Origin of the sequence: Pseudomonas tremae (genome assembly GCF_023278125.1) — a bacterium.
Lineage (GTDB): Bacteria > Pseudomonadota > Gammaproteobacteria > Pseudomonadales > Pseudomonadaceae > Aquipseudomonas > Aquipseudomonas tremae.
On record NZ_CP066270.1, the window covers coordinates 3,086,570 to 3,109,842 of the forward strand.

General features: G+C 57.0%; 23 protein-coding genes and 2 pseudogenes. 18 read left to right on the plus strand and 7 right to left on the minus strand.

The features are described 5' to 3' along the window. Window positions 1–66 precede the first annotated feature (66 nt). The 4 genes from tssE to tssA are packed head-to-tail and all read right to left on the minus strand — an operon-like array spanning window position 67 to window position 4,081. Window positions 67–477: a type VI secretion system baseplate subunit TssE gene (gene tssE / locus I9H09_RS13985; protein WP_122347264.1), complete on the minus strand. Its 411-nt coding sequence runs from the start codon at window positions 475–477 to the stop codon at window positions 67–69. A gap of 15 nt (window positions 478–492) precedes the next feature. Continuing rightward, window positions 493–1,968, minus strand: a complete 1,476-nt coding sequence (gene tssC, locus I9H09_RS13990; protein WP_024671205.1) for a type VI secretion system contractile sheath large subunit — start codon at window positions 1,966–1,968, stop codon at window positions 493–495. Between the two features lie 33 nt (window positions 1,969–2,001). After that, window positions 2,002–2,499: a type VI secretion system contractile sheath small subunit gene (gene tssB / locus I9H09_RS13995; protein ID WP_053481332.1), complete on the minus strand. Its 498-nt coding sequence runs from the start codon at window positions 2,497–2,499 to the stop codon at window positions 2,002–2,004. A gap of 34 nt (window positions 2,500–2,533) precedes the next feature. Next, entirely contained in the window at window positions 2,534–4,081 is a 1,548-nt protein-coding gene (gene tssA, locus I9H09_RS14000) for a type VI secretion system protein TssA (protein WP_122312138.1), read from the minus strand. Between the two features lie 495 nt (window positions 4,082–4,576). Between tssA and I9H09_RS14005 the strand changes: the two genes are divergently transcribed. The 6 genes and pseudogenes from I9H09_RS14005 to I9H09_RS14030 all read left to right on the plus strand — a co-directional run bounded on the left by I9H09_RS14005 (window position 4,577) and on the right by I9H09_RS14030 (window position 10,254). Next, window positions 4,577–5,092 (plus strand): Hcp family type VI secretion system effector, encoded by a 516-nt coding sequence (locus tag I9H09_RS14005; protein ID WP_005893187.1) that lies wholly within the window; start codon window positions 4,577–4,579, stop codon window positions 5,090–5,092. A gap of 68 nt (window positions 5,093–5,160) precedes the next feature. Next, window positions 5,161–7,178: pseudogene (locus tag I9H09_RS14010) on the plus strand (type VI secretion system Vgr family protein). Then, complete coding sequence (locus I9H09_RS14015) at window positions 7,175–8,056, plus strand: DUF4123 domain-containing protein (RefSeq protein ID WP_122347266.1); 882 nt, start codon at window positions 7,175–7,177, stop codon at window positions 8,054–8,056. Before I9H09_RS14010 ends, I9H09_RS14015 begins: the two are co-directional and overlap by 4 nt. Beyond that, window positions 8,046–9,151: pseudogene (locus I9H09_RS14020) on the plus strand (toxin VasX); the annotation flags it as partial. The gene I9H09_RS14015 and the pseudogene I9H09_RS14020, both read left to right, overlap by 11 nt. Next, the gene (locus I9H09_RS14025) at window positions 9,066–9,623 is read left to right on the plus strand and encodes a hypothetical protein (RefSeq protein WP_248972574.1); all 558 of its coding nucleotides are present in this window, start codon (window positions 9,066–9,068) and stop codon (window positions 9,621–9,623) included. The pseudogene I9H09_RS14020 and the gene I9H09_RS14025, both read left to right, overlap by 86 nt. A gap of 55 nt (window positions 9,624–9,678) precedes the next feature. Beyond that, complete coding sequence (locus I9H09_RS14030; RefSeq protein ID WP_055002726.1) at window positions 9,679–10,254, plus strand: GNAT family N-acetyltransferase; 576 nt, start codon at window positions 9,679–9,681, stop codon at window positions 10,252–10,254. Window positions 10,255–10,315: 61 nt separating this feature from the next. Here the strand turns inward: I9H09_RS14030 and I9H09_RS14035 are convergent, their stop codons facing one another. Next, a complete protein-coding gene (locus I9H09_RS14035; protein ID WP_055002725.1) occupies window positions 10,316–11,884 on the minus strand; it encodes a TerC family protein in 1,569 nt (522 codons plus the stop codon). Window positions 11,885–12,353: 469 nt separating this feature from the next. Next, on the minus strand, window positions 12,354–12,515 hold the full coding sequence (locus I9H09_RS14040; RefSeq protein ID WP_155516065.1) for a hypothetical protein: 162 nt from the start codon (window positions 12,513–12,515) through the stop codon (window positions 12,354–12,356). 16 nt (window positions 12,516–12,531) lie between these two features. Here I9H09_RS14040 and I9H09_RS14045 point away from each other — a divergent pair, with 16 nt between their 5' ends. The 5 genes from I9H09_RS14045 to I9H09_RS14065 all read left to right on the plus strand — a co-directional run bounded on the left by I9H09_RS14045 (window position 12,532) and on the right by I9H09_RS14065 (window position 15,424). Then, on the plus strand, window positions 12,532–12,813 hold the full coding sequence (locus tag I9H09_RS14045) for a hypothetical protein (RefSeq protein WP_122346474.1): 282 nt from the start codon (window positions 12,532–12,534) through the stop codon (window positions 12,811–12,813). Between the two features lie 125 nt (window positions 12,814–12,938). After that, window positions 12,939–13,280, plus strand: coding sequence for an FKBP-type peptidyl-prolyl cis-trans isomerase (locus tag I9H09_RS14050; RefSeq protein WP_122313203.1), 342 nt, complete (start codon window positions 12,939–12,941; stop codon window positions 13,278–13,280). A gap of 132 nt (window positions 13,281–13,412) precedes the next feature. Beyond that, entirely contained in the window at window positions 13,413–13,640 is a 228-nt protein-coding gene (locus I9H09_RS14055; protein ID WP_005893216.1) for a hypothetical protein, read from the plus strand. 51 nt (window positions 13,641–13,691) lie between these two features. Beyond that, the gene (locus tag I9H09_RS14060) at window positions 13,692–14,396 is read left to right on the plus strand and encodes a YoaK family protein (protein WP_122346475.1); all 705 of its coding nucleotides are present in this window, start codon (window positions 13,692–13,694) and stop codon (window positions 14,394–14,396) included. A gap of 65 nt (window positions 14,397–14,461) precedes the next feature. Further along, entirely contained in the window at window positions 14,462–15,424 is a 963-nt protein-coding gene (locus I9H09_RS14065) for a class I SAM-dependent methyltransferase (RefSeq protein ID WP_005893223.1), read from the plus strand. A gap of 30 nt (window positions 15,425–15,454) precedes the next feature. Here the strand turns inward: I9H09_RS14065 and I9H09_RS14070 are convergent, their stop codons facing one another. Further along, on the minus strand, window positions 15,455–16,294 hold the full coding sequence (locus I9H09_RS14070; RefSeq protein WP_053481393.1) for an IclR family transcriptional regulator: 840 nt from the start codon (window positions 16,292–16,294) through the stop codon (window positions 15,455–15,457). Window positions 16,295–16,535: 241 nt separating this feature from the next. Here I9H09_RS14070 and I9H09_RS14075 point away from each other — a divergent pair, with 241 nt between their 5' ends. The 7 genes from I9H09_RS14075 to I9H09_RS14105 are packed head-to-tail and all read left to right on the plus strand — an operon-like array spanning window position 16,536 to window position 23,133. Then, window positions 16,536–17,564, plus strand: a complete 1,029-nt coding sequence (locus I9H09_RS14075) for an ABC transporter ATP-binding protein (protein ID WP_122346476.1) — start codon at window positions 16,536–16,538, stop codon at window positions 17,562–17,564. After that, complete coding sequence (locus I9H09_RS14080; protein WP_005893229.1) at window positions 17,561–18,433, plus strand: ABC transporter permease; 873 nt, start codon at window positions 17,561–17,563, stop codon at window positions 18,431–18,433. Before I9H09_RS14075 ends, I9H09_RS14080 begins: the two co-directional genes overlap by 4 nt. A gap of 3 nt (window positions 18,434–18,436) precedes the next feature. Then, window positions 18,437–19,231 carry an ABC transporter permease gene (locus I9H09_RS14085; RefSeq protein WP_024669122.1) on the plus strand — a complete coding sequence of 265 codons (795 nt, stop codon included), beginning with the start codon at window positions 18,437–18,439 and terminating at the stop codon, window positions 19,229–19,231. 17 nt (window positions 19,232–19,248) lie between these two features. Next, window positions 19,249–19,539, plus strand: a complete 291-nt coding sequence (locus tag I9H09_RS14090; protein WP_005893233.1) for a (2Fe-2S)-binding protein — start codon at window positions 19,249–19,251, stop codon at window positions 19,537–19,539. Further along, window positions 19,536–20,912 carry an FAD/NAD(P)-dependent oxidoreductase gene (locus I9H09_RS14095; RefSeq protein WP_122346286.1) on the plus strand — a complete coding sequence of 459 codons (1,377 nt, stop codon included), beginning with the start codon at window positions 19,536–19,538 and terminating at the stop codon, window positions 20,910–20,912. The genes I9H09_RS14090 and I9H09_RS14095 overlap by 4 nt, the downstream gene beginning before the upstream one ends. Further along, complete coding sequence (locus tag I9H09_RS14100) at window positions 20,909–22,084, plus strand: NAD(P)/FAD-dependent oxidoreductase (protein WP_122346287.1); 1,176 nt, start codon at window positions 20,909–20,911, stop codon at window positions 22,082–22,084. Before I9H09_RS14095 ends, I9H09_RS14100 begins: the two co-directional genes overlap by 4 nt. Then, complete coding sequence (locus I9H09_RS14105; RefSeq protein ID WP_122325078.1) at window positions 22,081–23,133, plus strand: ABC transporter substrate-binding protein; 1,053 nt, start codon at window positions 22,081–22,083, stop codon at window positions 23,131–23,133. The genes I9H09_RS14100 and I9H09_RS14105 overlap by 4 nt, the downstream gene beginning before the upstream one ends. Window positions 23,134–23,273: the final 140 nt, after the last annotated feature.

A 23,273-nucleotide genomic window follows, 5' to 3' on the forward strand; every position in this document is an offset into this window, starting at 1 on the left:
ACATTAAAAAAATCATCACGCCTAACTGTGATGAGTGACAACCTCACCACAACCCGTCATGACGTTTCACACGACACTTACATTCCCATCACCACTGATCGTTGTAAAAAAACGAACAGGCTTTTTAATTCTATCCACTTCAACGCAAGCATTTACGAAGAACTGACGCCGGAGGACAGAGCCTTTGTTTTCTTCAGGCAGCACGTAAATATCAGATAAGCGAGGTTCATAAGCCCGAATGACGTTTTCAATGGCCTCTCGAGACTGTCTTAATGAGTCATAAAGGCTCACACTCATATTATTAAGGTCGGGCAATCCATAATCAGGTAGCATTTTCACATTACCTGCACGGGTGCCCAGCAACTTTGATAAGTGCGAGGCAATGGATGCCATTAACCGTCCTTCGTCTCCACAATATGAATGCTGGTGCTGGACGTCCAAGGCAAGCCGTTCGAAAAGGCTTCCGTTCAGATTCATGGCCTGTCCTCTTGATTATTCCTTGTCCATTTTCCCAATCAGGGACAGAGTAAAATCAGCCCCCATGTATTTAAAGTGCGGACGGACATTCAAGCTGACACGGTACCAACCGGGATCGCCTTCCACATCGCTGACGATGATCTGAGCGTTGCGCAGGGGGCGTCTGCCACGCACTTCGGAGCTCGGATTTTCTTGGTCAGCAATGTACTGGCGTATCCACTTATTGAGTTGATTCTCAAGATCGACCCGTTCCTTCCAGGCCCCTATCTGTTCTCGCTGGAGCACCTTGAGATAATGAGCAAGCCGATTGACAATCATCATGTAAGGCAGTTGGGTGCCCAGCTTGTAATTAAGCTCGGCCGTTTTGCCCTCTGGACTATTGCCAAAGAATTTAGGCTTTTGTACTGAACTCGCGGAAAAGAAGGCCGCATTGTCGCTTCCTTTGCGCATGGTCAATGCGATAAACCCTTCCTCTGCCAGCTCGTACTCACGACGGTCAGAGATCAGTACCTCAGTCGGAATCTTGGTCTCGATCTCTCCCATGCTATGGAAATGGTGCAACGGAAGATCTTCGACAGCGCCGCCACTCAGCGGACCAATAATGTTGGGACACCAACGAAATTTGGCGAAACTGTCTGTCAGTTTCGTCGCGAACGCAAAAGCAGTGTTTCCCCACAGGTAATGCTCGTGAGCATTCACAACGTTCTCTCTATAGGCGAACGTTTTAACGGGGTTTTCTTCTGGCTCGTACGGACTGCGCAAAAGGAAACGCGGTACTGTCAACGCGATATAACGGGCGTCCTCTTGTTGTCGAAAGCTTTGCCATTTTGCGAATTGCGGCCCCTCGAAGTGGTCTTTCAGATCCTTCAGGTCAGGCAACCCGGTAAACTGCTCGATCCCGAAAAAATCCGGCCCTGCTGCCGCGATAAAAGGCGCATGCGCCATGCAGGCGACGCTTGACACGTATTGCATTGTCTTGACGTCTGGGGCACTGGGGGAGAAAAAATAATCGGCGATGATTGCGCCGACAGGATTACCACCAAACTGGCCGTACTCTGCAGTGTAAACGTGTTTGTAGAGCCCCGACTGAACGACTTCAGGTGAGTCCTCGAAGTCTTCCAGCAAGTCCTGCTTGGAAACACTCAGCAATTCGATTTTTATATTTTCACGAAAATCGGTTCGGTCGATCAGTAAATGCAATCCGCGCCAAGACGCCTCGAGCGAGCGAAAGTCTGCATGGTGGATGATTTCATCCATCTGACGACTTAGCTTGCTGTCGATTTCAGTGATCATTCGATCAACCAGCGCTTTTTTTACCGGTTCGATGCTGTTCGTGGGCTTCAGCAGTTCTGCGATAAACGCAGCAACACCGCGCTTGGCAATGTCATAAGCCTCATCACCTGGGCTCAACCTGGTTTCTGCAATAATCTGGTCAAGAATGCCAGTGTGAAATTCGCTCACCGGGTCCTTCTTTAAAACGTTTGTTGCCATCCGCTGGTCACTCCAAAGATAAAATCCAATGAACTACTGTGCTGCCGTATCCATGCCCAACTCATTCATTACTTTATGGCGCGACTCTTTGTCAGCCAGAACGTTCTCGATTGCCTTGCGAAAAGCAGGCGTATTCCCGAGTGGCCCTTTAAGTGCCATCAAGGCGTTGCGTAATTCCATCAACTTTTTAAGCTCGGGAATTTGTTCCACCAGGCTGGCCGGGTTAAAGTCTTTCATCGACCCGACCTTGATGCTGAAGGCCAGATCACCAGCATCATCTTTAGATTGCAGGCGATCAGGAACACTCAGTAGAATTTCAAGCTCTTGCTTGGCCATGACATCATCGAAGTTATTCTTGTCGATGCTGATAGCCTTACGCTCTTCGAGCTTCCGGCCATCGGCGCGCTGTGTGAAATCGCCCAGGACCAATAGTTTTAATGGGAGCTCTATTTCCTCCTGCGCCCCTCCGACAGCGGGCTTGAAAGTGACGTTAATCCTTTCTTTGGGTGCCACAGAACCTTCTTTGGCCATTGTATTTCTCCCGATCTATTTCAGAGGTACCGCGTTATGCTATTAACAGCTCAATATCGTAATGACACAACCTATGATAAATCTCCTCCTGACGGCTTGCCGATTTATCACCTTGGGGAAGCCGTTCATAGCAGTCATGCAGCAAGCGCATTACATTCAGATAAACCTGTGGCTCCCACTCATGCAAGCCTGATGACTGGAGTTGCTGATCCAGAAACTCAAGTTGAATTTTGGACAGTAGGTACTCTTTCGCCTGATAGCATATACGGGCAAGGCACAACCTCCAGAAGAATCGGTCTCGACCGCCTTTAGCGTTGTATAAATGCTGACTCAGCACCTGAACGGCAGACTTTAAACCGCCGAACTGCAGACCGGGTAAAAGTTCGTGATAAACAGCATCCCATTGAGAGAGTTCAACACTCCCCTGCCCACTAACACTGTCCTGAGCGGATACAACCGGAGGTGAAATATAATCGATGACCCATTGAAGTGTATCGGCACTCGCAAAAGGCGTCGCATCGTGGAAACGTAACGCCATGATTTCCGGGAATCTTTTTACAAGCAGCACACAATGCGCTTCTACCTCATGCATGGCTGCTTCTGCGCCCAAGGCCTTTAAACAGTTCCAGATCAGTCGCTGTCCGTCGAACCAAAAGGGTGAGGACATCAGACTGGCTTCAACATCTACGATCAGATCAGCGTAGAGCCCCTGCTCGAATCGCTCATGGTAGTTCCTGAGTTTCTCTCCGGGCAGCCCACGTACCTGTGTTGTTTTTTCCGCATTGCACTCAGGCATGCTATCCACGGCAAGCCAGACCACCGCCCGACCAAGGCGAAACGCGCGCGGGTCGCTGGTTTTTTGCCTCAGCCACCACTGACAGAGATTACGCGCGGACTCAATCAGTGAGTGTGAAGAGCGTTGGGCATCTTTCTCATTATCAATTTGAGAATTGCTGGAAAACAGCTGTGTGGCTACCTGCTTGACTTGCTCGATAACGGTGACAGGTTCTTTCTCGGCCTGCATTGCACGCTCAATCATTCGCGCCAGCCTTCTGCGAAGCGGCAGCAGCATCGGAGCGTCGTTACCCAAACAGCAGCCAAATATCTCATCCAGCTTGTCCAGGTGACTGGTCAGCTGCTGAAATACGACAAGCTGGTTGCTGATAGGAACATCTTCTACCAGTACTTTTTCGAGCCTGAGCAAGAGCCATGCAAAAGCGGCAGCACGGGTTCGTAACTTCTGGGGATGTAACGCCAGCCAGTGATGCTCGCAGAGCCCATGTATTAACCCCAGGCCCGCAACTAGCCCGACAAAAGAGTCACATTCGTACAAAGACCATGCAAGCCAACAGGCAACGCGCAGATCTTTGGACTGACTGACAAGGATGTGTTCACTGCCTGCCCTGACCTTCGACCAATCGATATTTACAGGTGCCAGGATCGATTGCGCGCCGCCCAGCTCCCGCTCTAATGATTCAAAAGTGGAAGAAAAACGAATGTCTTGGCCTGCGGGGTCTTGTCCTGGTATCGGTTGTCGGGCGGCTGCCTTGTAGTGACTGGAGAGCTTATCTATAGCAGCCATCAAAGTGCGCCTCCCGGCAATAGATTACTGTGAACATTAGTCCAAACAAGACGTGCAAAAGTCACGCAAACTTTATCCCTGACTTCCCACACGCACAAGACAAAGATGACACCCCTACACTCTTTCAGAAAATTCCTACACAAATAAAATAATATTTGTAGGATGCGCGGCATAGCGCAAAAAAAGCCGAGCATAGGCAACTGCACCATGCGCCATTTATTGCGCACTTTCTTTGACGATCACAGATTGTAGAAAGCAGAACGCCCATAAACGTGATTCAGACATCCTGCGCAAAAACAAGTAGATACCGAGCAAAAAACTGCGCGATTTTTATTACATGCCTATAAGAAATGCGTCCTAAATAAAGCAGCGATAGCTTCACCCCCCCGCATCTACGGCGCCTCCTATTACCTGGCACGCTATTTGTTAGCGCTACAGCTCACTGTGCATTGATACATCGCCGCACAGTGCATGTCGATCATCAGGAGAAGAATCATGCCTACACCCGCTTTCCTTACAGTTATTGGCAAAGTTCAAGGCCTTATCACAAAAAATGCATCCAGCGTTGAATCTGTCTCTGGGGCCTCCCGAACCGATCATATAGACGAATCCATGATTCAGGCCTTGAGCCATGAAATAATATCTCCTTACGATCGCCAGTCAGGCAGCAGCACAGGCCCGCGCATACATGGCCCTCTTTGCCTTACAAAATCTTTTGACAGTGCATCACCGCTGCTGCTACAGGCTTTAGTCAAAGGGGAAGAACTGGAGAAAGTTGAAATAAGATGGTACCGGATGTCGGGAAGCAAAGAGGAGCATTACTACACCACCACTCTTGAAGATGCCAAGATTGTGGCCATAAAAGACTACATGCCCAGCTGTCAGGACCCTGGCAATTCACATTTCACACACTTGCAAGAGGTGCACTTCAGTTATCGCGACATTACGTGGAATCACGTAGCGGCCAGCACGACCGGCTCTGATCAGTGGGATAAGTCCAAGATGGATTGACCTGAAACGTTGCCCCACCCATCTTCGGATCGATGGGGCTACCCATAAAAGGACAGACAGGGAACCCCATGAGCGATCACCCCCCATTCCGCCTTAGTCTCGCTGACAAAGAGCATCTCTTTAACGTCTTGTCATTCGCCGGTCATGAAGCCATCAACCAACCGTTCTGCTTCACGGTGGAACTCGTCAGCGAGCATACGTCGCTGGATCTGGAAAGCCTGTTGGGCCTTCCGGCTTTTCTGCAATTTGCTCCTGACGGTGGTGGCATCCATGGGCTGATTGACAGTATTGCCCAAGGCGATTCGGGTCCACGCCTTACCCGTTACGCAATCACGCTGCGCCCACGCCTGGCCCGTCTTGGCCATCGCACCAACCAGCGTATTTTTCAGCACAGGACGGTGCCGCAAATTATCGCCACGGTGCTAGAAGAGCATCATCTGCTGGCCGACACCTACAGGTTCGACCTCGGCACGGCCTGGAGCGCGAATACTGCGTGCAATACAACGAATCTGATCTGCACTTCATTCAGCGGCTGTGCGAAGAAGAAGGCTTGCACTACCACTTCGAGCACAGCTTTACGGCACACAATCTGGTATTCGGTGATGACCAGACCGTATTCCCTCGACTGGGGCCGGTGATCTACAAGCAGAACAGCGGGATGGCGGGTAAAGAGCCGGTAATCCGGAGCTTCACGCTACGCCTCGAAACCCGATCAAATCACACGACCCATCGCGATTACCATTTTGAGAAACCTTATCTGACCATGGAAGGATCGGCCATTGGTGGTGACGATCCAGACCTTGAACACTACGATTATCCCGGCGGCTTTACTCACCGCGATCGGGGTTCACACCTGGCGACAAGAGCGCTTGAACGGCACCGTCATGATTATCGACTCGGTGACGGACAAAGCGATCAGCCTCTGCTAGTCAGCGGTCATTTTCTACAATTGAGCGAACACCCCAATGAAGACTGGAACGATCTGTGGCTGCTGAACGAAGTACGTCATGAAGGTCGCCAGCTACAGGCGCTGGAGGAGTCCGCATCGCCCATCCAGGGCGATGGCGACTTTCACCAGAGGTATCACAATACATTTGCGGCCACACCCTGGAAGGCGTGCTATCGCCCTCCGTTGCGTCATATAAAGCCAAGGATCTTTGGCAGCCAGACCGCCGTAGTCACTGGCCCGAAAGATCAGGAAATACACTGCGACCGGCATGGCCGGGTCAAGGTGCAGTTTCATTGGGATCGCGAAGGTCAGGCTAATGACCGCACTAGCTGCTGGCTGCGAGTGTCGTCTAGTTGGGCTGGCAATCGCTACGGTGGGATGGTCATCCCGCGAGTCGGCATGGAAGTGCTGGTGACCTTTCTGGAGGGCGATCCCGACCGCCCAATGATCAGCGGCTGCCTGTACCACGCCGAACACGTCCCGCCCTACGACTTGCCCGCACATCAGACACGCAGTGTGTTCAAAACCTTGAGCAGCCCTGGCGGTAATGGTTCGAACGAGCTGCGCATCGAGGACCAGGCCGATCAGGAACAAATCTACATTCACGCCCAGCGGGACTGGGAACAGCACATCCGACACGATCAGAAAATCCACGTTGGTCATGAGCGTCACGATCATGTCGAAGCCAACAGCTACAGCGTGTTCAAGGCAGAGGAACACTGGAACGTTGAGGCTGATCGATTGACTGAAGTCAAAATGGACGATCACTTGACGGTGGGTGGTACGCGACATATCAGTGTGGCCAACGGGTTGCTGGCGGAGGCCGGACGAGAGGTGCACTTGAAGGCCGGACATAAACTGGTCATCGAAGCCGGATTGGAGATCACCATCAAGGTCGGTGGTTGTTTTATCAAGCTGGATGCTGGTGGTGTGACGATGGCCGGGCCGGAGGTCAAGCTCAACTCGGGAGGCAGCCCTGGCGCCGGCTCCGGCGCCACACCGTTACGGCCTGGTTTGTCAAACCGCGTTGACACGGGCAAAACCGGAGAGATATTGCCCTCGGCACAAGCCCAGACAATGAAGCGCAGGCCATTTTGTGAGCAATGTGAACGAGCAACGGAGAGCGCAACGCCATGAATCAGGCCAACTACCTGTTGATCGATGGCGTATTGCGGCCTGATGCAATCAAGCGGGTGTATCAATATGCCGAGCCAGTGGAAGTCATGCCACTGTACCTGGGAACGCGCTGGTCAAAGCTCATGAATCAAGGGCCTGTGCTGGTAAAGGCGCAACACGCATCTTCACTGATTCGCGAATGGGTTGAGCCATCCGGATTACCAGCCGATAGCAGCTTGTTTTGCAGCAACGCTTGCCTGAAAACCGTAGCCACGCATCTGCGCCATTTTTTGTGCCCGCTTGACCATCTTGGCAACTCAAGCCTGCTGCGCTTTGCAGATCCGCTAGTGATGTATTACTGGCTGTCCAGCTATAGCCGCGAGCATCTTAGCCATGTATTGGGACCTATTGATCAGCTTTGGGTGCAGGTTCCCAGGCACGGTTGGCAGCTTCCCCCTTCTCCAATCCCTGCAAAATTTGTTAACGAGTATTCCGGACAGCCGTGGCAGCAAGACTTTGCGTTGCTGGGCGAGCCGCAGCTGCAGGCACTGAAGGAATCCTATCGGTGGCTGTTTGAAGAACGTATTCATGCCTGGCTACAAGAACAGGATCCGCAAGCGTTCGCGAACCAGACCGAAGATCAGATAACCACCTGGCTAACTCAAACCGTGGAAAGTGGCCTCGAGTGGGGGTTGGTCAGCGAGTACGCACTGGCGACCTGGGCGGACCTGTGTCGCGAATGGGGACTGGATTTTGTGAGTCGGCCGCACCCCACCTATCAGTTATGGCAGACCCAGAACCCGAAAATTCAGCACTTGCCTCCGGAACTGCGCATCGACTCGCTTGATGAATACCGCCAGAAGCTTGATACAAGCAAGGGCATGTTGCATGACCGATAAAAACGGCACACGCCAACAGCGACGTGCGGCCTGTTTCGCCAAGACACCGGCTACGGCCACCAGCCTGTGCCCGTTCCGCGGGCCCAACGTCGCCATCGTGCCAGTGCGTTATGCGCTGGATCGCTCGCGGTATGACGTCGCGCCCGGTCAACTGAAGCCGCTGCCGAAAGACGGCAAGTGGGCCCGCCAGCCGCCGTTGAAAACGCGCAGTCATACCCTGCGCCAACTGTACGACGGCTATGTCTACGTGTTCGACGAAACCGCCGACACGCTGCACAAATACGCGGTGTCAGCCCTGAGCGGTCAACTGAGCCGTATTGTCTGGGCCGAGGCACAGATCGGCAATGACCAGCGAAACGGCGCCAGCGACGGTAAACCCTTCCTCTTCTACCCGCGCCGCAACACGCTGCACATTGCTTTCTCCCCCCATCCAGTGGACATGGCGTCTCTGCGAACACATGCGCTCCAATGCCCCAAGCCGCGCCTTATGGATGAAAGCGCTGGACCTGGCCCGCTACTGCATCAGCATGGCCGAGCCCGATACCTTGCCGCTGGACCGCATCGCAGAGGCCGTGGCGGATATCGACCAAGGCCATGTAATTGAAGATGGGCGTTTTGCAGATACGTCGGTCCCCACTGCCCGCCCATTGTCAGAAGACCCAGACGCACAACCGTCATGGGCCCCATTGGGGGCTGACGTCTTCTGGCAAGGCAGCGTTGACGATCAGGACAGCGCCTTGGTCATCGCCCTTGATGACCCTCTGGCCGTTTTCAACGATCTGGGCATGCAGCTGGCAGCCGATCAGGCGGCGCTTCGGGATTGGCAAAGCGAACACGAACACAAGATCCAGATCGCCCAGACCGTCGCCACCCTGTGCCGCAGAGAGTGAAACGGATAAACTGCCTGCCTCGGTGCGCGACAATACGCTACGAACGCATCAGTACCTGAGCGAGCTAGAAGCATACTTTGAACAGTGCATCCTTGAAGAGGCACAGATCAGCAGTAGCAATGTTCCAGGAGATTTTCTGCTGCTGCCGGACATGTTCAAGAGCCTGGACATGCGCAAGTCAATTCAGACCCGTTCCGGCAGCGCTTTGCCGGTGCGGCAACATACATCATTGCGTTAGGTGTCCGCCAAAAACCATCTACAACTACACCATAAAAACCGACTGTGCCCACCTGGAATACTACCTCCACTACCCCGACTTCGCCTCGTCCTTATTCAAAGGCATCGCCATAGCCGTCATCCTCGTATTCGTTCTCATCGCCGCCCTGACCGGATCGATACTTTTCCTGATCGGTCCGGTAGCCGTTGCATTTGTCGCAGCCGTCAAACTGCTAAATGGGGAAAACCCCATTCACTACGAACAAAGCCTGCCATGGGGCGAATATAACTACGTCACCGTCGACCGCAAGCGTCTGATGATCATCACGCACCGCACCGACGTGACGCTGGGCTTCGAGGCCCGCTTCCAGCATGAGGTACTGTTCAACAAATACCTCAGCTTTCTGCACACCGTGCTCCCCTCCACTGCCGAGTTCACCGAAAAAGCCTGGAAGTGGTAGTGCGCTCCAGATAACGTACACCCCGGAATTCAAGCCCTACCTGCCAAGGCCCCTCATGATCCAGATCCGCCCTATGACCCCGGAAGACTTCGACCGCTTCTGGCCCACCTTTCAGGCTGTTGTCGTCGCTCAGGAAACCTACGCGTTCGACCCAGCAATCACTCAGGATCAGGCACGCGATCTATGGATGACGCTGCCACTGCACACGCTGATCGCCGAGGAAGACGGTCAGCTTCTGGGCAGCTACTACCTCAAGGCCAATGCGGCAGGTCCGGGCAATCATGTCTGCAACTGCGGCTATATGGTGGCGGACGCAGCAAGAGGCCGGGGTGTAGCGCGTTTGATGTGCGAGCACTCGCAACAGGTGGCGCGGGATAGCGGCTTTCTGGCGATGCAGTTCAATTCGGTGGTTGCCTGCAATGAGGTCGCCGTGGCGTTGTGGGCCAAGCTGGGTTTCGAGACTGTCGGGCGTTTGCCCAAGGCTTATCGACACGCCCGCCTGGGGTTGGTGGACTGTCTGGTGATGTTCAAATGGCTGGCTGAAGCGCCAGTGCCTGCAGAGCCGGTGCAACCCAAGCTGATAGGTCGCAAGAATATCGAGTCGGTGGTGTCGCGCCCGCGTCGAAAATAAGCACAAATAAAAACGGGGCTCGCCCAACAAACTGGCGGCCCCGTTTCGGTACTGCTAGCGCTTATTTACCAGCGCTCACCTCGGGCTGCTTCTGCAGCAATACCCGCGTCACTCGACGCTCCTCCACGCCCACCACTTTCAGGTCCCAGCCCTGCCAGGTCAGGCTGTCACCCGTAGAGGGCAGACGGTCCAGCAGGCTCATTACCAGCCCGGCCAAGGTCTGATAGTCGTCGGTCGCCTTGGCCTGAAAACCGGTCCGCTCGCGAATCAGGCTCAGGTTCAAAGCACCGGAGACCACGAAGTCTTCACCCTGCGCAACGATGTCCGGGCCTTCCACTTCACTGGCGTCAGGCAACTGGCCAGCAATGGACTCCAGAATGTCGGTCATGCTGAGCACGCCAATAAAGTCACCGAACTCGTTGACCACAAACGCAATGTGGGTCGACTCCTTGCGCATCTGTTCCAGGGCATTGAGGATGGTAAAGCTTTCCAGCAGATTGATGGCCTTGCGTGACACCAGTTTCAGGTCAGGCTGATTACCTGCCAGCAACTCCTTGAACAGTTCTTTCTTGTGTACAAAACCCAATGGCTCGTCGATGCCGCCCTCGCCAATCAATGGCAGTCGCGAGTATGAAGAGTGCATCAGTTTCAGGCGAATCTTCTCGGCATCGTCGTTCAGGTCGATGTAGTCGATCTCGGCCCTTGGCGTCATCACAGTACGAATCTGCCGCTCCGCCAGCTGCAGCACGCCGCTGATCATGACCCGCTCACGCCGATCGAATACCGGCTCGGTGCTTTCGCCCTCAAGGATGTCGGTGATTTCCTCATCGACATCGCCAGGCTCGAGCCTGCGGCCGCCCAGCAAACGCATTACCGCATGAGCGGCACGCTCACGACGTGGCAAGTGACCATGCGCAGACTTCTTGCTGCGCTTGCGAGCGATCTGATTGAACACTTCGATGAGGATCGAGAAGCCGATCGCCGCGTACAGATAGCCTTTGGGAATATGGAAACCCAGGCCTTCGGCAGTCAGGCTGAAGCCGATCATCATCAGGAAGCCCAGACACAGCATGATCACCGTCGGGCGACTGTTGACGAATTTGGTCAGGGGTTTGCTGGCAATCATCATCAGGCCGATGGAGAAGATCACAGCGATCATCATCACCGACAGGTGTTCGACCATACCGACCGCGGTGATCACGGCATCCAGCGAGAACACGGCGTCAAGCACCACGATCTGCGCCACGATGGGCCAGAACAACGCGTAGCCCGCGTTACCGGCGCGCAGGGCAACGTGGCCTTCCAACCGTTCGTGCAGTTCCATGGTGGCCTTGAACAACAGGAACACGCCACCAAACAGCATGATCAGGTCACGCCCGGAGAAGCTTTTGTCGAAGACCTCGAACAACGGCTCGGTCAGCGTCACCATCCAGGAGATGCTCGCCAGCAGGCCGAGGCGCATGATCAACGCCAGAGAAAGACCAATGACGCGCGCCTTGTCGCGTTGTTCAGGGGGCAGTTTATCGGCAAGGATGGCGATGAACACCAGGTTGTCGATACCCAGCACCAGTTCAAGCACGATAAGCGTCAGCAGGCCAAGCCATGCCGTGGGATCAGCGATCCATTCCATGGTAGTTATGCAGCCTCACGAGAAAAATGACAGAGAGTGGCGTTGGTTACTGTAGACCAGACGTGATCGCGAACTTTCAGACACAGCTTTGCAGCGTCAGGACGCGAGGCCCTGCCGGAATCAAAACAGTTCAGAAGGCTGGATAACTCAGTATCGGGATGGGGCGGCCTGCTCGGTAAGAAGGAAATCACCGGCCAACCATGAGCAATGAAAGGAGGACAACTCGGAGGCTCCTGAAGGGTATTCATACAGTCCTGAAAATCAATACGGGCGCTGATCGTACAATACACACAGATGTTTCGTACGCTGGAGAAGTATTACAAGACTTGACCATTCAGTACCTGCCTAGATACCGACATAAAGGCCCAGATCGACGTTTTGTCACACCTCCAGGCACGACCAGTTGTCTGACAACGGCTGCTCACGGGTAGATGGTGCAGGCCATTTGTTTTAAAATGTTTCCATAGCGTCAGGCAGACGCTGTGTCTTTTGCGAATTGTCCAACCTCGCCATTCACTGCTCGCCTGATCAGAATCATAAAAAGAAAGCCCGTCATAGACGGGCTTTTTTCGTTTTCAGCTTTTGCATCCGGTGCCGCTTCCGGCATCACAGCAAGCCGTTTTTTCAACATTTGAGGTGATATCCCCATGCTGCGTATAGTTGTCGTTCATCTGTTCCAGTGGTTCAAACGCCTGTCTTCCGCCCTGCTGTTCCGTAGCGCAGAAGACAACAATTCCCGCAGCTTCACGCGGGAGAACGACGATGAAGGCCGCTGGACCTTTGTTTCGATTGCCATTGTTCTGACCCTGAGCCTGTACTGCCTGGCAGGCCTCGGTTACTACGCCAAGACCAACATCTGGGACGGCTTCACCCAAGCGCAGAAAGAAAACATCGCTCAGGCCATGATCGTCAGTTCGCAGAACCTCTGAGCAGCCCAGTGTGACATCCGGACGGGGAAGCAAATGCTTCCCCGTTTTCGTTCTGGTGGCTTGCCACAGACTGCAATTTCTGCGAGAACGCCACCCCGAGACAAACACTCACTGGATAACCAGCAATGAGCAATGACTTACAGGTAACCGACCTGCAACTCGGCGACGGCAAGGAAGTGGTCAAAGGCGCGCTGATCACCACTCATTACACCGGAACCCTCAACGACGGCACGGTGTTCGACTCTTCGCATCAGCGCGGCAAGCCATTCCAGTGCGTGATCGGCACAGGGCGCGTCATCAAGGGTTGGGACCTGGGCCTGAAGGGCATGAAGGTGGGCGGAAAGCGTAAATTGTTTGTGCCAGCGCATCTCGCCTACGGCGACAGAGTTATGGGCGCGCACTTACCACCCGGTTCCGACCTGACTTTCGAGATAGAGCTACAGGAAGTGCTGACCCGCGACGATTGATTACCTGTACTGAGGGCTTAACCTTACTGAAACGACGCCGATATCATTGACTACGCATAAGCCCGATTGCTTGTTATCGCGGAAAAAGCCATGCTCCGGGCATGGAATTCAGGTTTTCCCACAGGAACACGTATGGCGCTCAATAAGTCGACTCAAGAGCTGAAAAAGCACTTGAAAGGCACCGCAACGAATCTCGAAAGTACGGCAGAAGAAATCCTCAAGCTCGCTTCGCAAATGAAAGATGTCGATGTCACGGCCATTCTGCAGATGGTCAATCGACTTTACAGCGACGCTGATCAGCTCAAGGCTTACGCTGATGAAGTGAGGGCGAAAAGAATCGTACGCGCCAAGCCGCTATAAGCAGCTGAAGGCGTCCGCCAGCAACATTTGCGCCGGTACAGAGGTTCTTTGATGCTGCCATCGCCCGCCAACGTCAGCGCCAGTTCAAGGCACCTGCACATGCAGAAATGGCGTGGCCGGGTCGGCATGACGCTGGCTGCCAGCCTTTCGGTGCTGGCGGGTATGACCGATGCCATCGGCTTCATGGCGACCGGCGATTTTGTCTCGTTCATGAGCGGCAACACCACACGCCTCGCAGTCGCTATCAGTGACGGCGACCTGAACGTGACAGCACGTCTAAGCCTCGCGATCTTCACCTTCATCGTTGGCAATGCGCTGGGTGTCGTTGTTGCGCGACTGTGGGGTCGGCGCGCGCTGCCTTTGTTGTTGAGTATCGCCACGCTGTTGTGTGCTGCCGCCGCCTGGCCACTGGAAAGCAACATCCTGGCCCTGGTCTGGGCAATTCTGGCGATGGGCATGCTTAACGCCGCTGTCGAGCAAGTCAACGGGCTACCGGTCGGGCTGACCTACGTAACAGGCGCACTGTCACGCTTCGGTCGCGGTCTGGGCCGCTGGATGCTCGGGGAGCGCCGGGATGGCTGGCGCATTCAGTTAATACCCTGGGCCGGCATGTTCATCGGCGCGGTGATCGGCGCAATCCTTGAACAGCGTCTCGGTCTTGATGCCTTGCTCGTCAGTGGCAGCCTGTCCGCGCTACTGGGGCTGGTGTCATTGAGCATCCCCCACCGCTGGCAGCGCCGATACATGCCCCGCTGAAGGCCGAGATTCCCATTCGCTGAAATACGTTTACCATACGGCGCCTTTCATAACCGACCGCTGTCATGACCCCTGAAGCATTAAGCATCCTGCAACAGCACCTGCTCAACGCCCTGAGCGACGTTCCCGATGAAACCCGCCGCCTGTTCCACGGACGTGGCCGCGTGTGGCCGGGGCTGGAGCACATCACCGTGGACTGGATGCAGGGCGTGGTGCTGGTCTGCGTGTTCAAGGAGCCGCAACCGGGCGAGCTGGAAGCACTCACGCACGTGCTGACCGGGCTGATCGACACACTTCAGTGGCAGCAAAGCCAGGCTCACACCCTGTTGTTGCAGCACCGCTATCTGCCGCAGAGCACCACACAATGGCTGACTGGCGAGGTGGTGGACGAATGGGTGATCACTGAGAATGGCTTGCGCTACAAGGTCGATTTCGGCAAAAAGCAGAATAGCGGCCTGTTTCTGGACATGCGCTACGGGCGGGACTGGGTGCGGGCCCAGGCCAAGGGCAAGCGCATCCTGAATCTGTTCGCCTACACCTGCGGCTTTTCGGTCGCCGCCCTCGCCGGTGGTGCGGACCACGTGGTGAATCTGGACATGGCGCGCGCGGCACTGAATCGCGGGCGCGAGAACCATCGGCTTAACGATCACGATCTGGGCCGAGTGACGTTTCTGGGGCATGACCTGTTCAAGTCATGGGCCAAGGTGACGCGCTCGGGGCCTTACGACCTGATCATCATCGACCCGCCTTCCTTTCAGAAAGGCAGCTTCATGCTCGACAAGGACTACCAGCGGGTATTGCGTCGCTTGCCGGAATTGCTGGAAGAAGACGGTTTGGTACTTGCCTGCATGAACGACCCTGCGACAGGCCCGGAATTTCTGATCGAGCACACGGCGGTCGAAGCCCCCTGCCTGCGCTTTCAGGAGCGCCTGGAGAACCCTCCGGAGTTCCCGGACGACCGCGTCGATGGCGGGCTCAAAGCTCTGGTATTCAAAGCTGAAGGCTTGAGCCGGACAGGATGGGCGTAACGGTTACTGAAGCGCTTCCCGGTCTGCAGCTTATTCCGCCTGCCCGAATACCTGACTCGGCCGGCGCAGCGACGGGTCGAACGGGTTGATCTTCGCGCTGATCGCCGTCGCTTCGCGCTTGAGCAGCTCTACCACGGTCGAAAGACGGTCAGGCCCTAAACGGTCGCTGATCGTCGCCACGCTGAGTGCCGCCACCGCGCGTCCGCTGCGGTCTAGAATCGGCACCGCCAGCCCCGCCATGCCCGGCAGCGCGCCGGTGTTGCGGCCCGCGTAGCCGAGACGCCGTACGTTGTCGACCTCAGAGCGCAAAAACACTTCGTCGTACAAGTGGAAGTCTTTGAGTCGTGGCAGGTTGTAGGCAATTACCGTTTCTCGCTCGTCTTCTGGCAGAAACGCAAGAATGGCCAGGCTGCCCTGCCCCACACCCAGTGCGACACGACCGCCAATGTCGCCAGTAAAGGTGCGAATCGGGTATGGGCCTTCGCTGCGGTCCAGGCAGATTGCATCAAAACCACTGCGCGCGAGCAGGAACAACGAGTCTCCCAACGATGCCGAAAGACGCAACAGGCTCGGCCGCACAACATCGCGCAGGTTGCCTGTATTGCCAGCACGCGCCGCCAGCGCGAAGAACTCGATGCTCAAACGGTAGCGCTTGCTGAGCAGGTCCTGCTCGACCATGCCCTCATCCATCAGGCTGCGCAACAAGCGATGGGTGGTGGGCTGTGACAGCCCGACGCGCTTGGCCAGTTGGGTGACCCGCTCGCCGCCTTCGTCACAGTCACCCAGGCAACGCAGTACGGCAAACAGTCGTGAAACAGCGCCCACACCGACTTCTGCAAGCACGCTATTCCTATCAGTGGAATTATTCATGAAAATATCTCGCTTATTTTCCACCTGATGAATCAATCCGAATAAATATGTTATTCAGTGAAATTCCTTGTTGAGCGCATCCTAGCCTTCGCCCTACTCTCAGTCCACAGGGGCGATTTGAACAATCATCGGTAGCCGACTCAGAGCGAGCGCCAACGTCCACAGAATTGCATGACTTCATTTCGCATCTGCCCATGACAAACGCGTGCCACGGCACGCACGCATAAATGTGGAAGCAGGCATGGCATTTCTGCAGCTGGAAGGTCTCTCCAAACGTTACGGTTCCATAGACGCCGTGGTTGCCACTCACCTGGCGGTGGACAAGGGCGAGTTCGTCTCGTTGCTCGGCCCTTCCGGGTGCGGCAAAACCACCACCCTGCAAATGATCGCAGGTTTCGTTGAAGTGAGTGACGGACGCATCGTGCTCGACGGCCGCGACATAACCCACGCCAAACCCAGCAGCCGTGGCCTGGGCGTGGTATTCCAGAGCTACGCGCTGTTCCCGCACATGACAGTGGCCAACAACGTGGCGTTCGGCCTGCGTATGCGCAAGGTGCCTGAAGCAGACCTCCAGGCGCGGGTCAGCAAGGTGCTGCAACTGGTGCGTCTCGATCAGCACGCGGAGCCCTATCCACGTGAACTGTCCGGCGGCCAGCGGCAGCGGGTTGCGCTCGCCAGGGCGCTGGTGATCGAGCCGCCGGTGCTGCTGCTCGACGAGCCGTTGTCCAACCTAGACGCCAACCTGCGCGAAGAAATGCAGTTCGAAATCCGCCGTATTCAGAACGAAGTGGGCATTACCACGCTGATGGTGACTCACGATCAGGCAGAAGCCCTGTCGATCAGTGATCGGGTGGTGGTCATGCAGGCCGGACGCATTACCCAGATCGACGAGCCGTACAAGCTGTACGAACACCCTCGCACGCGCTTCATTTCGGGCTTTGTGGGCAAGGCCAATATGCTGCCTGGCGACCTGGACAGCAGCGGCTGCCCACAGATTCGCCTGCTGCCTGGCGACGGTGCGCTAACCCTGAGCTTGCGTCCCGAGAAAATTGACCTGGTTGCATCAGGCAGTGGTCGTCTTTCAGGGCGAATCGTCACACGTTACTTCCTCGGCAGCCAGTGGCTGTATCGCCTCCAGACCGACATTGGCGAGATCACCGTGGTCCGCCGCAATGACGGCCAGGCCCCGCTGGAGGAAGGCGCTACAGTCGGTATGGAATGGCCAACCGAGTTGCTGCGCGTACTGGACGCCGATGAGGTGCGCGCATGAGCCTGATGACCGAGATGCGTCAGGGCGGTCGCGGTTACTGGCTGTCGGCGCCTGCACTGGCGCTGTATATCGGCTTGCTGGTGCTGCCGCTGGGTCTCACCCTGCTGCTGTCTTTCAACGTGTTCGACTATCAGGTGGGGGTGAAAAGCGACAGCTACACCCTGGACAACTATGTGGCCGTAGTCACCGATTCGTACTTCTATGAAATCTTCCTGCGCACCTTCTGGATCAGTGCACTGGTAACCCTGTTGTGCGTGCTGATCGGCGTGCCGGAAGCCTACATTCTGAGCCGCATGGGCACGCCGTGGCGCTCGATTTTCCTGATTCTGATCCTCACGCCATTGCTGATTTCAGTAGTGGTGCGGGCCTTTGGCTGGAGCCTGCTGCTGGGAGCCGACGGCTTGATCAATCAGGCCATCCAGTTCATGGGCGGTCGCCCGGTGAAGCTGCTGTACACCCCTTTCGCGGTGATCATCGCGCTGGTGCATGTGATGTTGCCGTTCATGATCATTCCGGTCTGGACTTCGCTGCAGAAGCTGGACCCCACCGCCGAGCAGGCCGCGCTGTCGCTGGGCGCCAGTCAGGCGAAAGTGATGCGCCTGATCGTCCTGCCGCAAGTCATGCCCGGTGTGCTGTCCGGCTCGCTGATTGTGTTCGGCCTGGCCGCCAGTTCATTCGCCATTCCCGGACTGCTCGGCGGACGGCGCCTGAAGATGGTCGCCACAGTGATTTACGACCAATACCTTTCGGAGCTGAACTGGCCGATGGGCGCGACTCTGGCCGTGGCGCTGCTGCTGGTCAATCTGCTGGTGATGCTGTCGTGGAACCGCATGATCGAAGGCCGTTACAAAAAAACTCTGGGGGAATGATCCATGTCCAAGAACGGTCCTTTGGCCCTGTCATTTCATGCACTGGTAGTGATCTTCATGATGGCCCCGCTGGTCGTGGTATGCATGGTCGCATTTACTCCGGAAAACACGCTGAGCCTGCCTACTACCAATTTTTCGCTGCGCTGGTTCAAGGCAGTGTTCGAACGCGCAGACTTCATTGACTCGTTCTACAACAGCGTGATTCTGGCGTTCGTGTCGGCAACCCTGGCAACACTGATCGCGGTGCCCGCCGCCCTGGCAATTACCCGGCACACATTCCCGGGCCGCAATTTTTTCAACGCGCTGTTCCTGTCGCCGATCATCATTCCGCATCTGGTGCTGGGTGTGGCCATGTTGCGCCTGTTTGCCCTGATGGGCGTGAACGGCAGTTTCACCTGGCTGATCTTCGCCCATGTGCTGGTGATCACGCCCTATGTGTTGCGCCTGGTACTGGCTGCGGCCATCGGCATCGACCGCAGCGCCGAACACGCCGCCGAGTCATTGGGCGCAGGTCGTTTCACACTGTTTCGGCAAATCACCCTGCCGATGATCCTGCCCGGCGTGGCGGGCGGCTGGCTGCTGGCATTCATCAACAGCTTCGATGAGGTCACGCTGTCGATCTTCGTCACCTCGCCCGCCACCCAGACCCTGCCGGTGCGCATGTACGTGTACGCCACTGAATCCATCGATCCGATGATGGCCGCCGTGTCGGCACTGGTCATCGCCCTGACTGCGGCCACCATGATCCTGCTCGATCGGGTCTATGGACTGGATCGCGTGCTGGTCGGCAAACATTAATCCGGAGCTCTGACGTCATGGCACTGCTGAAAAGACTGGTCGAACGCGACCGCCCGGCACTCTCTTTCACGCTCGATGGCCAACCCGCCAGCGGTCTGTTCGGCGATACGCTGCTGACGGCGATCCTGACCACCAGCGAGCACCTGCGCGGCAGCGATTTCAGCGCTGAGCCGCGCGCCGGATTCTGCATGATGGGGGCCTGTCAGGATTGCTGGGTCAGGCTGGGTGACGGCCAGCGAGTGCGCGCCTGCTCGACGTTACTGGAAGCCGGCCATGCAGTGATTCGCGAACCGGGGCGGCGCCTGTGAGCAATCACAAGATTGCCATTATCGGTGCCGGCCCGGCAGGCATTCGCGCCGCACAGACCCTTCTGGCCCACGGCATAAAAGCCTGCCTGATCGATGAAAGCCTGCGCGGCGGCGGTCAGATCTATCGTCGCCAGCCGGAAAATTTCAAGCGCTCGGCCAAAGCGCTTTACGGCTTTGAGAGCGGCAAAGCGCTTGCTGTCCATCAGACGCTCGATGCACTGGCAGCGCAGATCGACTACCGACCACGGACGCTGGTCTGGAACGCCGAAGACAATCGGCTCGACACTTTGCAGGACGGCTCGGCATCAACTCTCGATTTCACCCGACTGATCGTCGCCACCGGAGCCACCGACCGGGTGCTGCCCGTACCCGGCTGGACACTGCCCGGCGTCTACAGCCTGGGCGCCGCGCAGGTTGCCCTTAAATATCAGGGCTGCGCCATTGGCGAGCGGGTTGTGTTCTGCGGCAGCGGACCGCTGCTGTACCTGGTGGCCTATCAGTACGCGAAGGCGGGTGCAAACGTCGTAGCGGTGCTGGACAGTGCGCCGTTCTCGGCCCAGTGCAAGGCACTGCCGGCATTGCTCGGCCAGCCAGCGACGCTCGCCAAGGGGCTTTATTACCGGGCTTGGCTGACCGCACGGGGCATCCCGGTGCAACAAGCTGCGCACCTCACGCGCATCGACGGTGAGCAGCGCGTGAGCGGTGTCCATTGGGAGCGCAATGGCCGATCCGGCCAGTTGAGTTGTGATGCAGTGGCGTTCGCACACGCGCTGCGCAGCGAAACCCAGCTGGCGGACCTGCTGGGCTGCGAGTTCGCCTGGAGCCCATTGAACCGCGCCTGGCTGCCCACCCGCGATGACTGTGGGCGCAGCAGCGTATCAACCGTGTACCTGGCAGGCGATGGCGCAGGAATCATGGGCGCAGACGCCGCAGAGATGGCCGGAGAGCTTGCCGCACTTGCCCTGTTGCAAGACAGCGGAGTCAGCGTGAACGCCTTGCGGATGAGTGATTTGCAGGCCGCCCTGCAGCACATCGAACGCTTTCGCCAAGGACTGGAAACAGCGTTTCCGTTCCCGGAGCAATGGGCCGCGAACGTCCCGGATGAAACACTGATCTGTCGCTGCGAAGAGGTCACCGCAGGAGTTATCCGCAGCACCGTGCAGGACGGCCATTGGGAGATCAATCGAGTCAAGGCTATGTGCCGGATCGGTATGGGCCGTTGCCAAGGCCGCATGTGCGGGCTGGCGGCGGCCGAACTGATCGCCCACGAAAGCGGACGCCCGGTGGATCAGGTCGGTCGCCTGCGCGGCCAGGCGCCCATCAAGCCGCTGCCGTTCGGCGTAAAGACCCTGATCGTGGAGCCGCAGCCATGAGCACACTGATTGAAACCGACGTGATTATCATCGGCGGCGGCATTGTCGGTGCGTCAACAGCTCTGGCGCTGGCTCGCAAAGGCCAGCGCGTCGCTTTGCTGGAGCGCGATTTCTGTGGCTCGCATTCCAGTGGCGTCAACTATGGCGGTGTCAGGCGGCAAGGTCGCCCGCTGTCACAATTGCCTCTGTCACAACGAGCGCACCAGATCTGGGGCAGCCTGGGTGACCTGATCGGCACCGACGGCGAATACCAGCGTTCTGGCCATCTCAAACTGGCCCGCAGCGAACAGGACATGAATGCCTTGCGTGCCTATGCCGAGGCCAGCCAAGGGTTTGGCCTGGACCTGCAACTGCTCGACCGCGAGCAACTGCGTGCGCGATACCCCTGGGCGGGAGACGTGGCGGTCGGTGCGTCGCTGTGTGCCGAGGACGGCCACGCCAACCCGCGCCTGGTATCGCCCGCGTTTGCCCGCGCCGCGCGTCAGGCCGGCGCGCAGGTGTTCGAGCAGGCGACAGTGGTTGACGTCAGCCATGCCAGCAGTGCTTTCACGGTCAAAACAGCCAATGGACTGACACTGCGGGCTGCCTGGCTGCTTAACTGCGCCGGCGCCTGGGCCGGAGAACTGGCGGCGCAATTCAACGAACCTGTGCCGATGTACTCAGGGCATCCGGCGATGCTGGTGACCGAGCCGCTGCCGATGTTCATGGACGTCAGCACAGGCGTCGAGGGCGGTGGTATCTATGCCCGGCAAGTAGCCCGCGGTAACTGCGTGCTGGGCGGTGGGCAGGGCTTCGCCCTTGACCCTGCACGCGCCAGACCAGGCCAGGCTGCGCTGCTGGACATTCTGCGTGACGCCGTCGAACTCTACCCGCCACTCGCCGGCGCCCAGGCCATTCGCACCTGGAGCGGCACCGAGGGCTATCTGCCGGATCGCGAGCCTGTGCTGGGGCCGAGCCTGACTCAGCCTGGCCTTTTGCACGGGTTCGGTTTTGCCGGAGCCGGTTTTCAGATCGGCCCCGCAGCCGGCGAAGCACTGGCCGAATGGGTCTGCGAAGGCTCTTCGGCGATCTCGCTCAAGGCCTTTTCAATAGCCCGCTTTCAGCAATCCCCCCTTCAACGTGAACCCGTTACGAACGTCATCCCATTGCACAGAGGAAGGTCGTCCCTATGAAACGTATCAAACATCTTGCCCCCAGCGGTCTGTCGAGCCTGACCTTGGCCGTCGCACTGTTTTCCATGCCTGCGCAGGCTGAGACGACGCTGTATCTGGGCATGAACGGCGGCACCATGGAGCGCCTGTATGCCGATCAGGTACTGCCCGCGTTCGAGAAGGCCAATAACGTCAAGGTCGTGATCGTGCCGGGTACCTCAGCCGATATCCTCGCCAAGGTGCAGGCCAGCAAGGACAACCCGCAGATGCACGTGATCTTTCTTGACGACGGCATCATGTACCGGGCCATTTCCATGGGTCTGTGCGACACCTTGCAGCCGAGCGCCAGCCTCGCCGACCTGCCAGCCAAGACAAAAATCAAGGATCAGGCCGCGGCAGTCAGCCTGGGCGTGACAGGCCTGGCCTACAACACACGCATGTTCAAGGAAAACGGCTGGAGTGCGCCGACCTCGTGGATGGATCTGGCCGACAAACGCTTCAAGGACAAGGTCGTGTTCCAGTCGCTGGCTTCCTCGACCTTCGGGCTGCATGGTTTTCTGATGTTCAACCGCATTCAGGGCGGCAGTGAAAAAGACGTCGAGCCTGGCTTCAAGGCGTGGCCGAAAACAGTCGGCCCGAACGTGCTGGAATATATTGCCAGCTCGGCGAAAATCTCAGAAATGGTGCAGACCGATGAAGCCGCACTGTTTCCATTGACCCCGACTCAAGTCACCGCGTTGAAGATCAAAGGCGTGCCAGTGGAGTACGCATCGCCCAAGGAAGGCGGCGTCGTGCTGAATGTGGCCGAATGTGCCATCGCCAACAACAACCAGCCGGAACTGGCGCAGAAACTGGCAGCGTATTTGCTCACCCCCGAGGCTCAGGCGCCGGCACTGGAGTTCGGTGACCAGATCCCGTCGAACCCCAAGACCCCCACCACCGACAAGACTCGAGGCCAGGTCGAGGCCATGAACAAATACCTCGAAACCGCTGTGACCATCGACTGGGATCAGGTCAATCAGATACGTCCCGAGTGGAACGCCCGCTGGAGCCGTAGTATCGAGCGCTAGCGCGACCACGTGCACGCTGGATGCCCGCATTGGCGGCCAGCGGCAGTGTTTTCAAACCGCTCGGCAAATTATTTCAACTTATTACCGCATAGGGCAGTCCCACCGTTACGCCCTCTTCTCAAGGCGCATTCAACGGTGGT

Excerpts from the sequence above, each read along its gene's own strand:
- I9H09_RS14035 (WP_055002725.1), bottom strand. The coding sequence starts at position 11,884 with ATGGAATGGATCGCTGATCCCACGGCATGGCTTGGCCTGCTGACGCTT.
- I9H09_RS14025 (WP_248972574.1), top strand. The coding sequence starts at position 9,066 with ATGTTCCAGGAGATTTTCTGCTGCTGCCGGACATGTTCAAGAGCCTGG.
- I9H09_RS14085 (WP_024669122.1), top strand. The coding sequence starts at position 18,437 with ATGTCCAAGAACGGTCCTTTGGCCCTGTCATTTCATGCACTGGTAGTG.
- I9H09_RS14060 (WP_122346475.1), top strand. The coding sequence starts at position 13,692 with ATGCTGCCATCGCCCGCCAACGTCAGCGCCAGTTCAAGGCACCTGCAC.
- I9H09_RS14015 (WP_122347266.1), top strand. The coding sequence starts at position 7,175 with ATGAATCAGGCCAACTACCTGTTGATCGATGGCGTATTGCGGCCTGAT.
- I9H09_RS14055 (WP_005893216.1), top strand. The coding sequence starts at position 13,413 with ATGGCGCTCAATAAGTCGACTCAAGAGCTGAAAAAGCACTTGAAAGGC.
- I9H09_RS14080 (WP_005893229.1), top strand. The coding sequence starts at position 17,561 with ATGAGCCTGATGACCGAGATGCGTCAGGGCGGTCGCGGTTACTGGCTG.
- I9H09_RS14105 (WP_122325078.1), top strand. The coding sequence starts at position 22,081 with ATGAAACGTATCAAACATCTTGCCCCCAGCGGTCTGTCGAGCCTGACC.
- I9H09_RS14005 (WP_005893187.1), top strand. The coding sequence starts at position 4,577 with ATGCCTACACCCGCTTTCCTTACAGTTATTGGCAAAGTTCAAGGCCTT.
- I9H09_RS14065 (WP_005893223.1), top strand. The coding sequence starts at position 14,462 with ATGACCCCTGAAGCATTAAGCATCCTGCAACAGCACCTGCTCAACGCC.
- I9H09_RS14045 (WP_122346474.1), top strand. The coding sequence starts at position 12,532 with ATGCTGCGTATAGTTGTCGTTCATCTGTTCCAGTGGTTCAAACGCCTG.
- tssA (WP_122312138.1), bottom strand. The coding sequence starts at position 4,081 with ATGGCTGCTATAGATAAGCTCTCCAGTCACTACAAGGCAGCCGCCCGA.
- tssC (WP_024671205.1), bottom strand. The coding sequence starts at position 1,968 with ATGGCAACAAACGTTTTAAAGAAGGACCCGGTGAGCGAATTTCACACT.
- tssE (WP_122347264.1), bottom strand. The coding sequence starts at position 477 with ATGAATCTGAACGGAAGCCTTTTCGAACGGCTTGCCTTGGACGTCCAG.
- I9H09_RS14090 (WP_005893233.1), top strand. The coding sequence starts at position 19,249 with ATGGCACTGCTGAAAAGACTGGTCGAACGCGACCGCCCGGCACTCTCT.
- I9H09_RS14030 (WP_055002726.1), top strand. The coding sequence starts at position 9,679 with ATGATCCAGATCCGCCCTATGACCCCGGAAGACTTCGACCGCTTCTGG.
- I9H09_RS14070 (WP_053481393.1), bottom strand. The coding sequence starts at position 16,294 with ATGAATAATTCCACTGATAGGAATAGCGTGCTTGCAGAAGTCGGTGTG.
- I9H09_RS14100 (WP_122346287.1), top strand. The coding sequence starts at position 20,909 with ATGAGCACACTGATTGAAACCGACGTGATTATCATCGGCGGCGGCATT.
- I9H09_RS14075 (WP_122346476.1), top strand. The coding sequence starts at position 16,536 with ATGGCATTTCTGCAGCTGGAAGGTCTCTCCAAACGTTACGGTTCCATA.
- tssB (WP_053481332.1), bottom strand. The coding sequence starts at position 2,499 with ATGGCCAAAGAAGGTTCTGTGGCACCCAAAGAAAGGATTAACGTCACT.
- I9H09_RS14040 (WP_155516065.1), bottom strand. The coding sequence starts at position 12,515 with ATGTTGAAAAAACGGCTTGCTGTGATGCCGGAAGCGGCACCGGATGCA.
- I9H09_RS14050 (WP_122313203.1), top strand. The coding sequence starts at position 12,939 with ATGAGCAATGACTTACAGGTAACCGACCTGCAACTCGGCGACGGCAAG.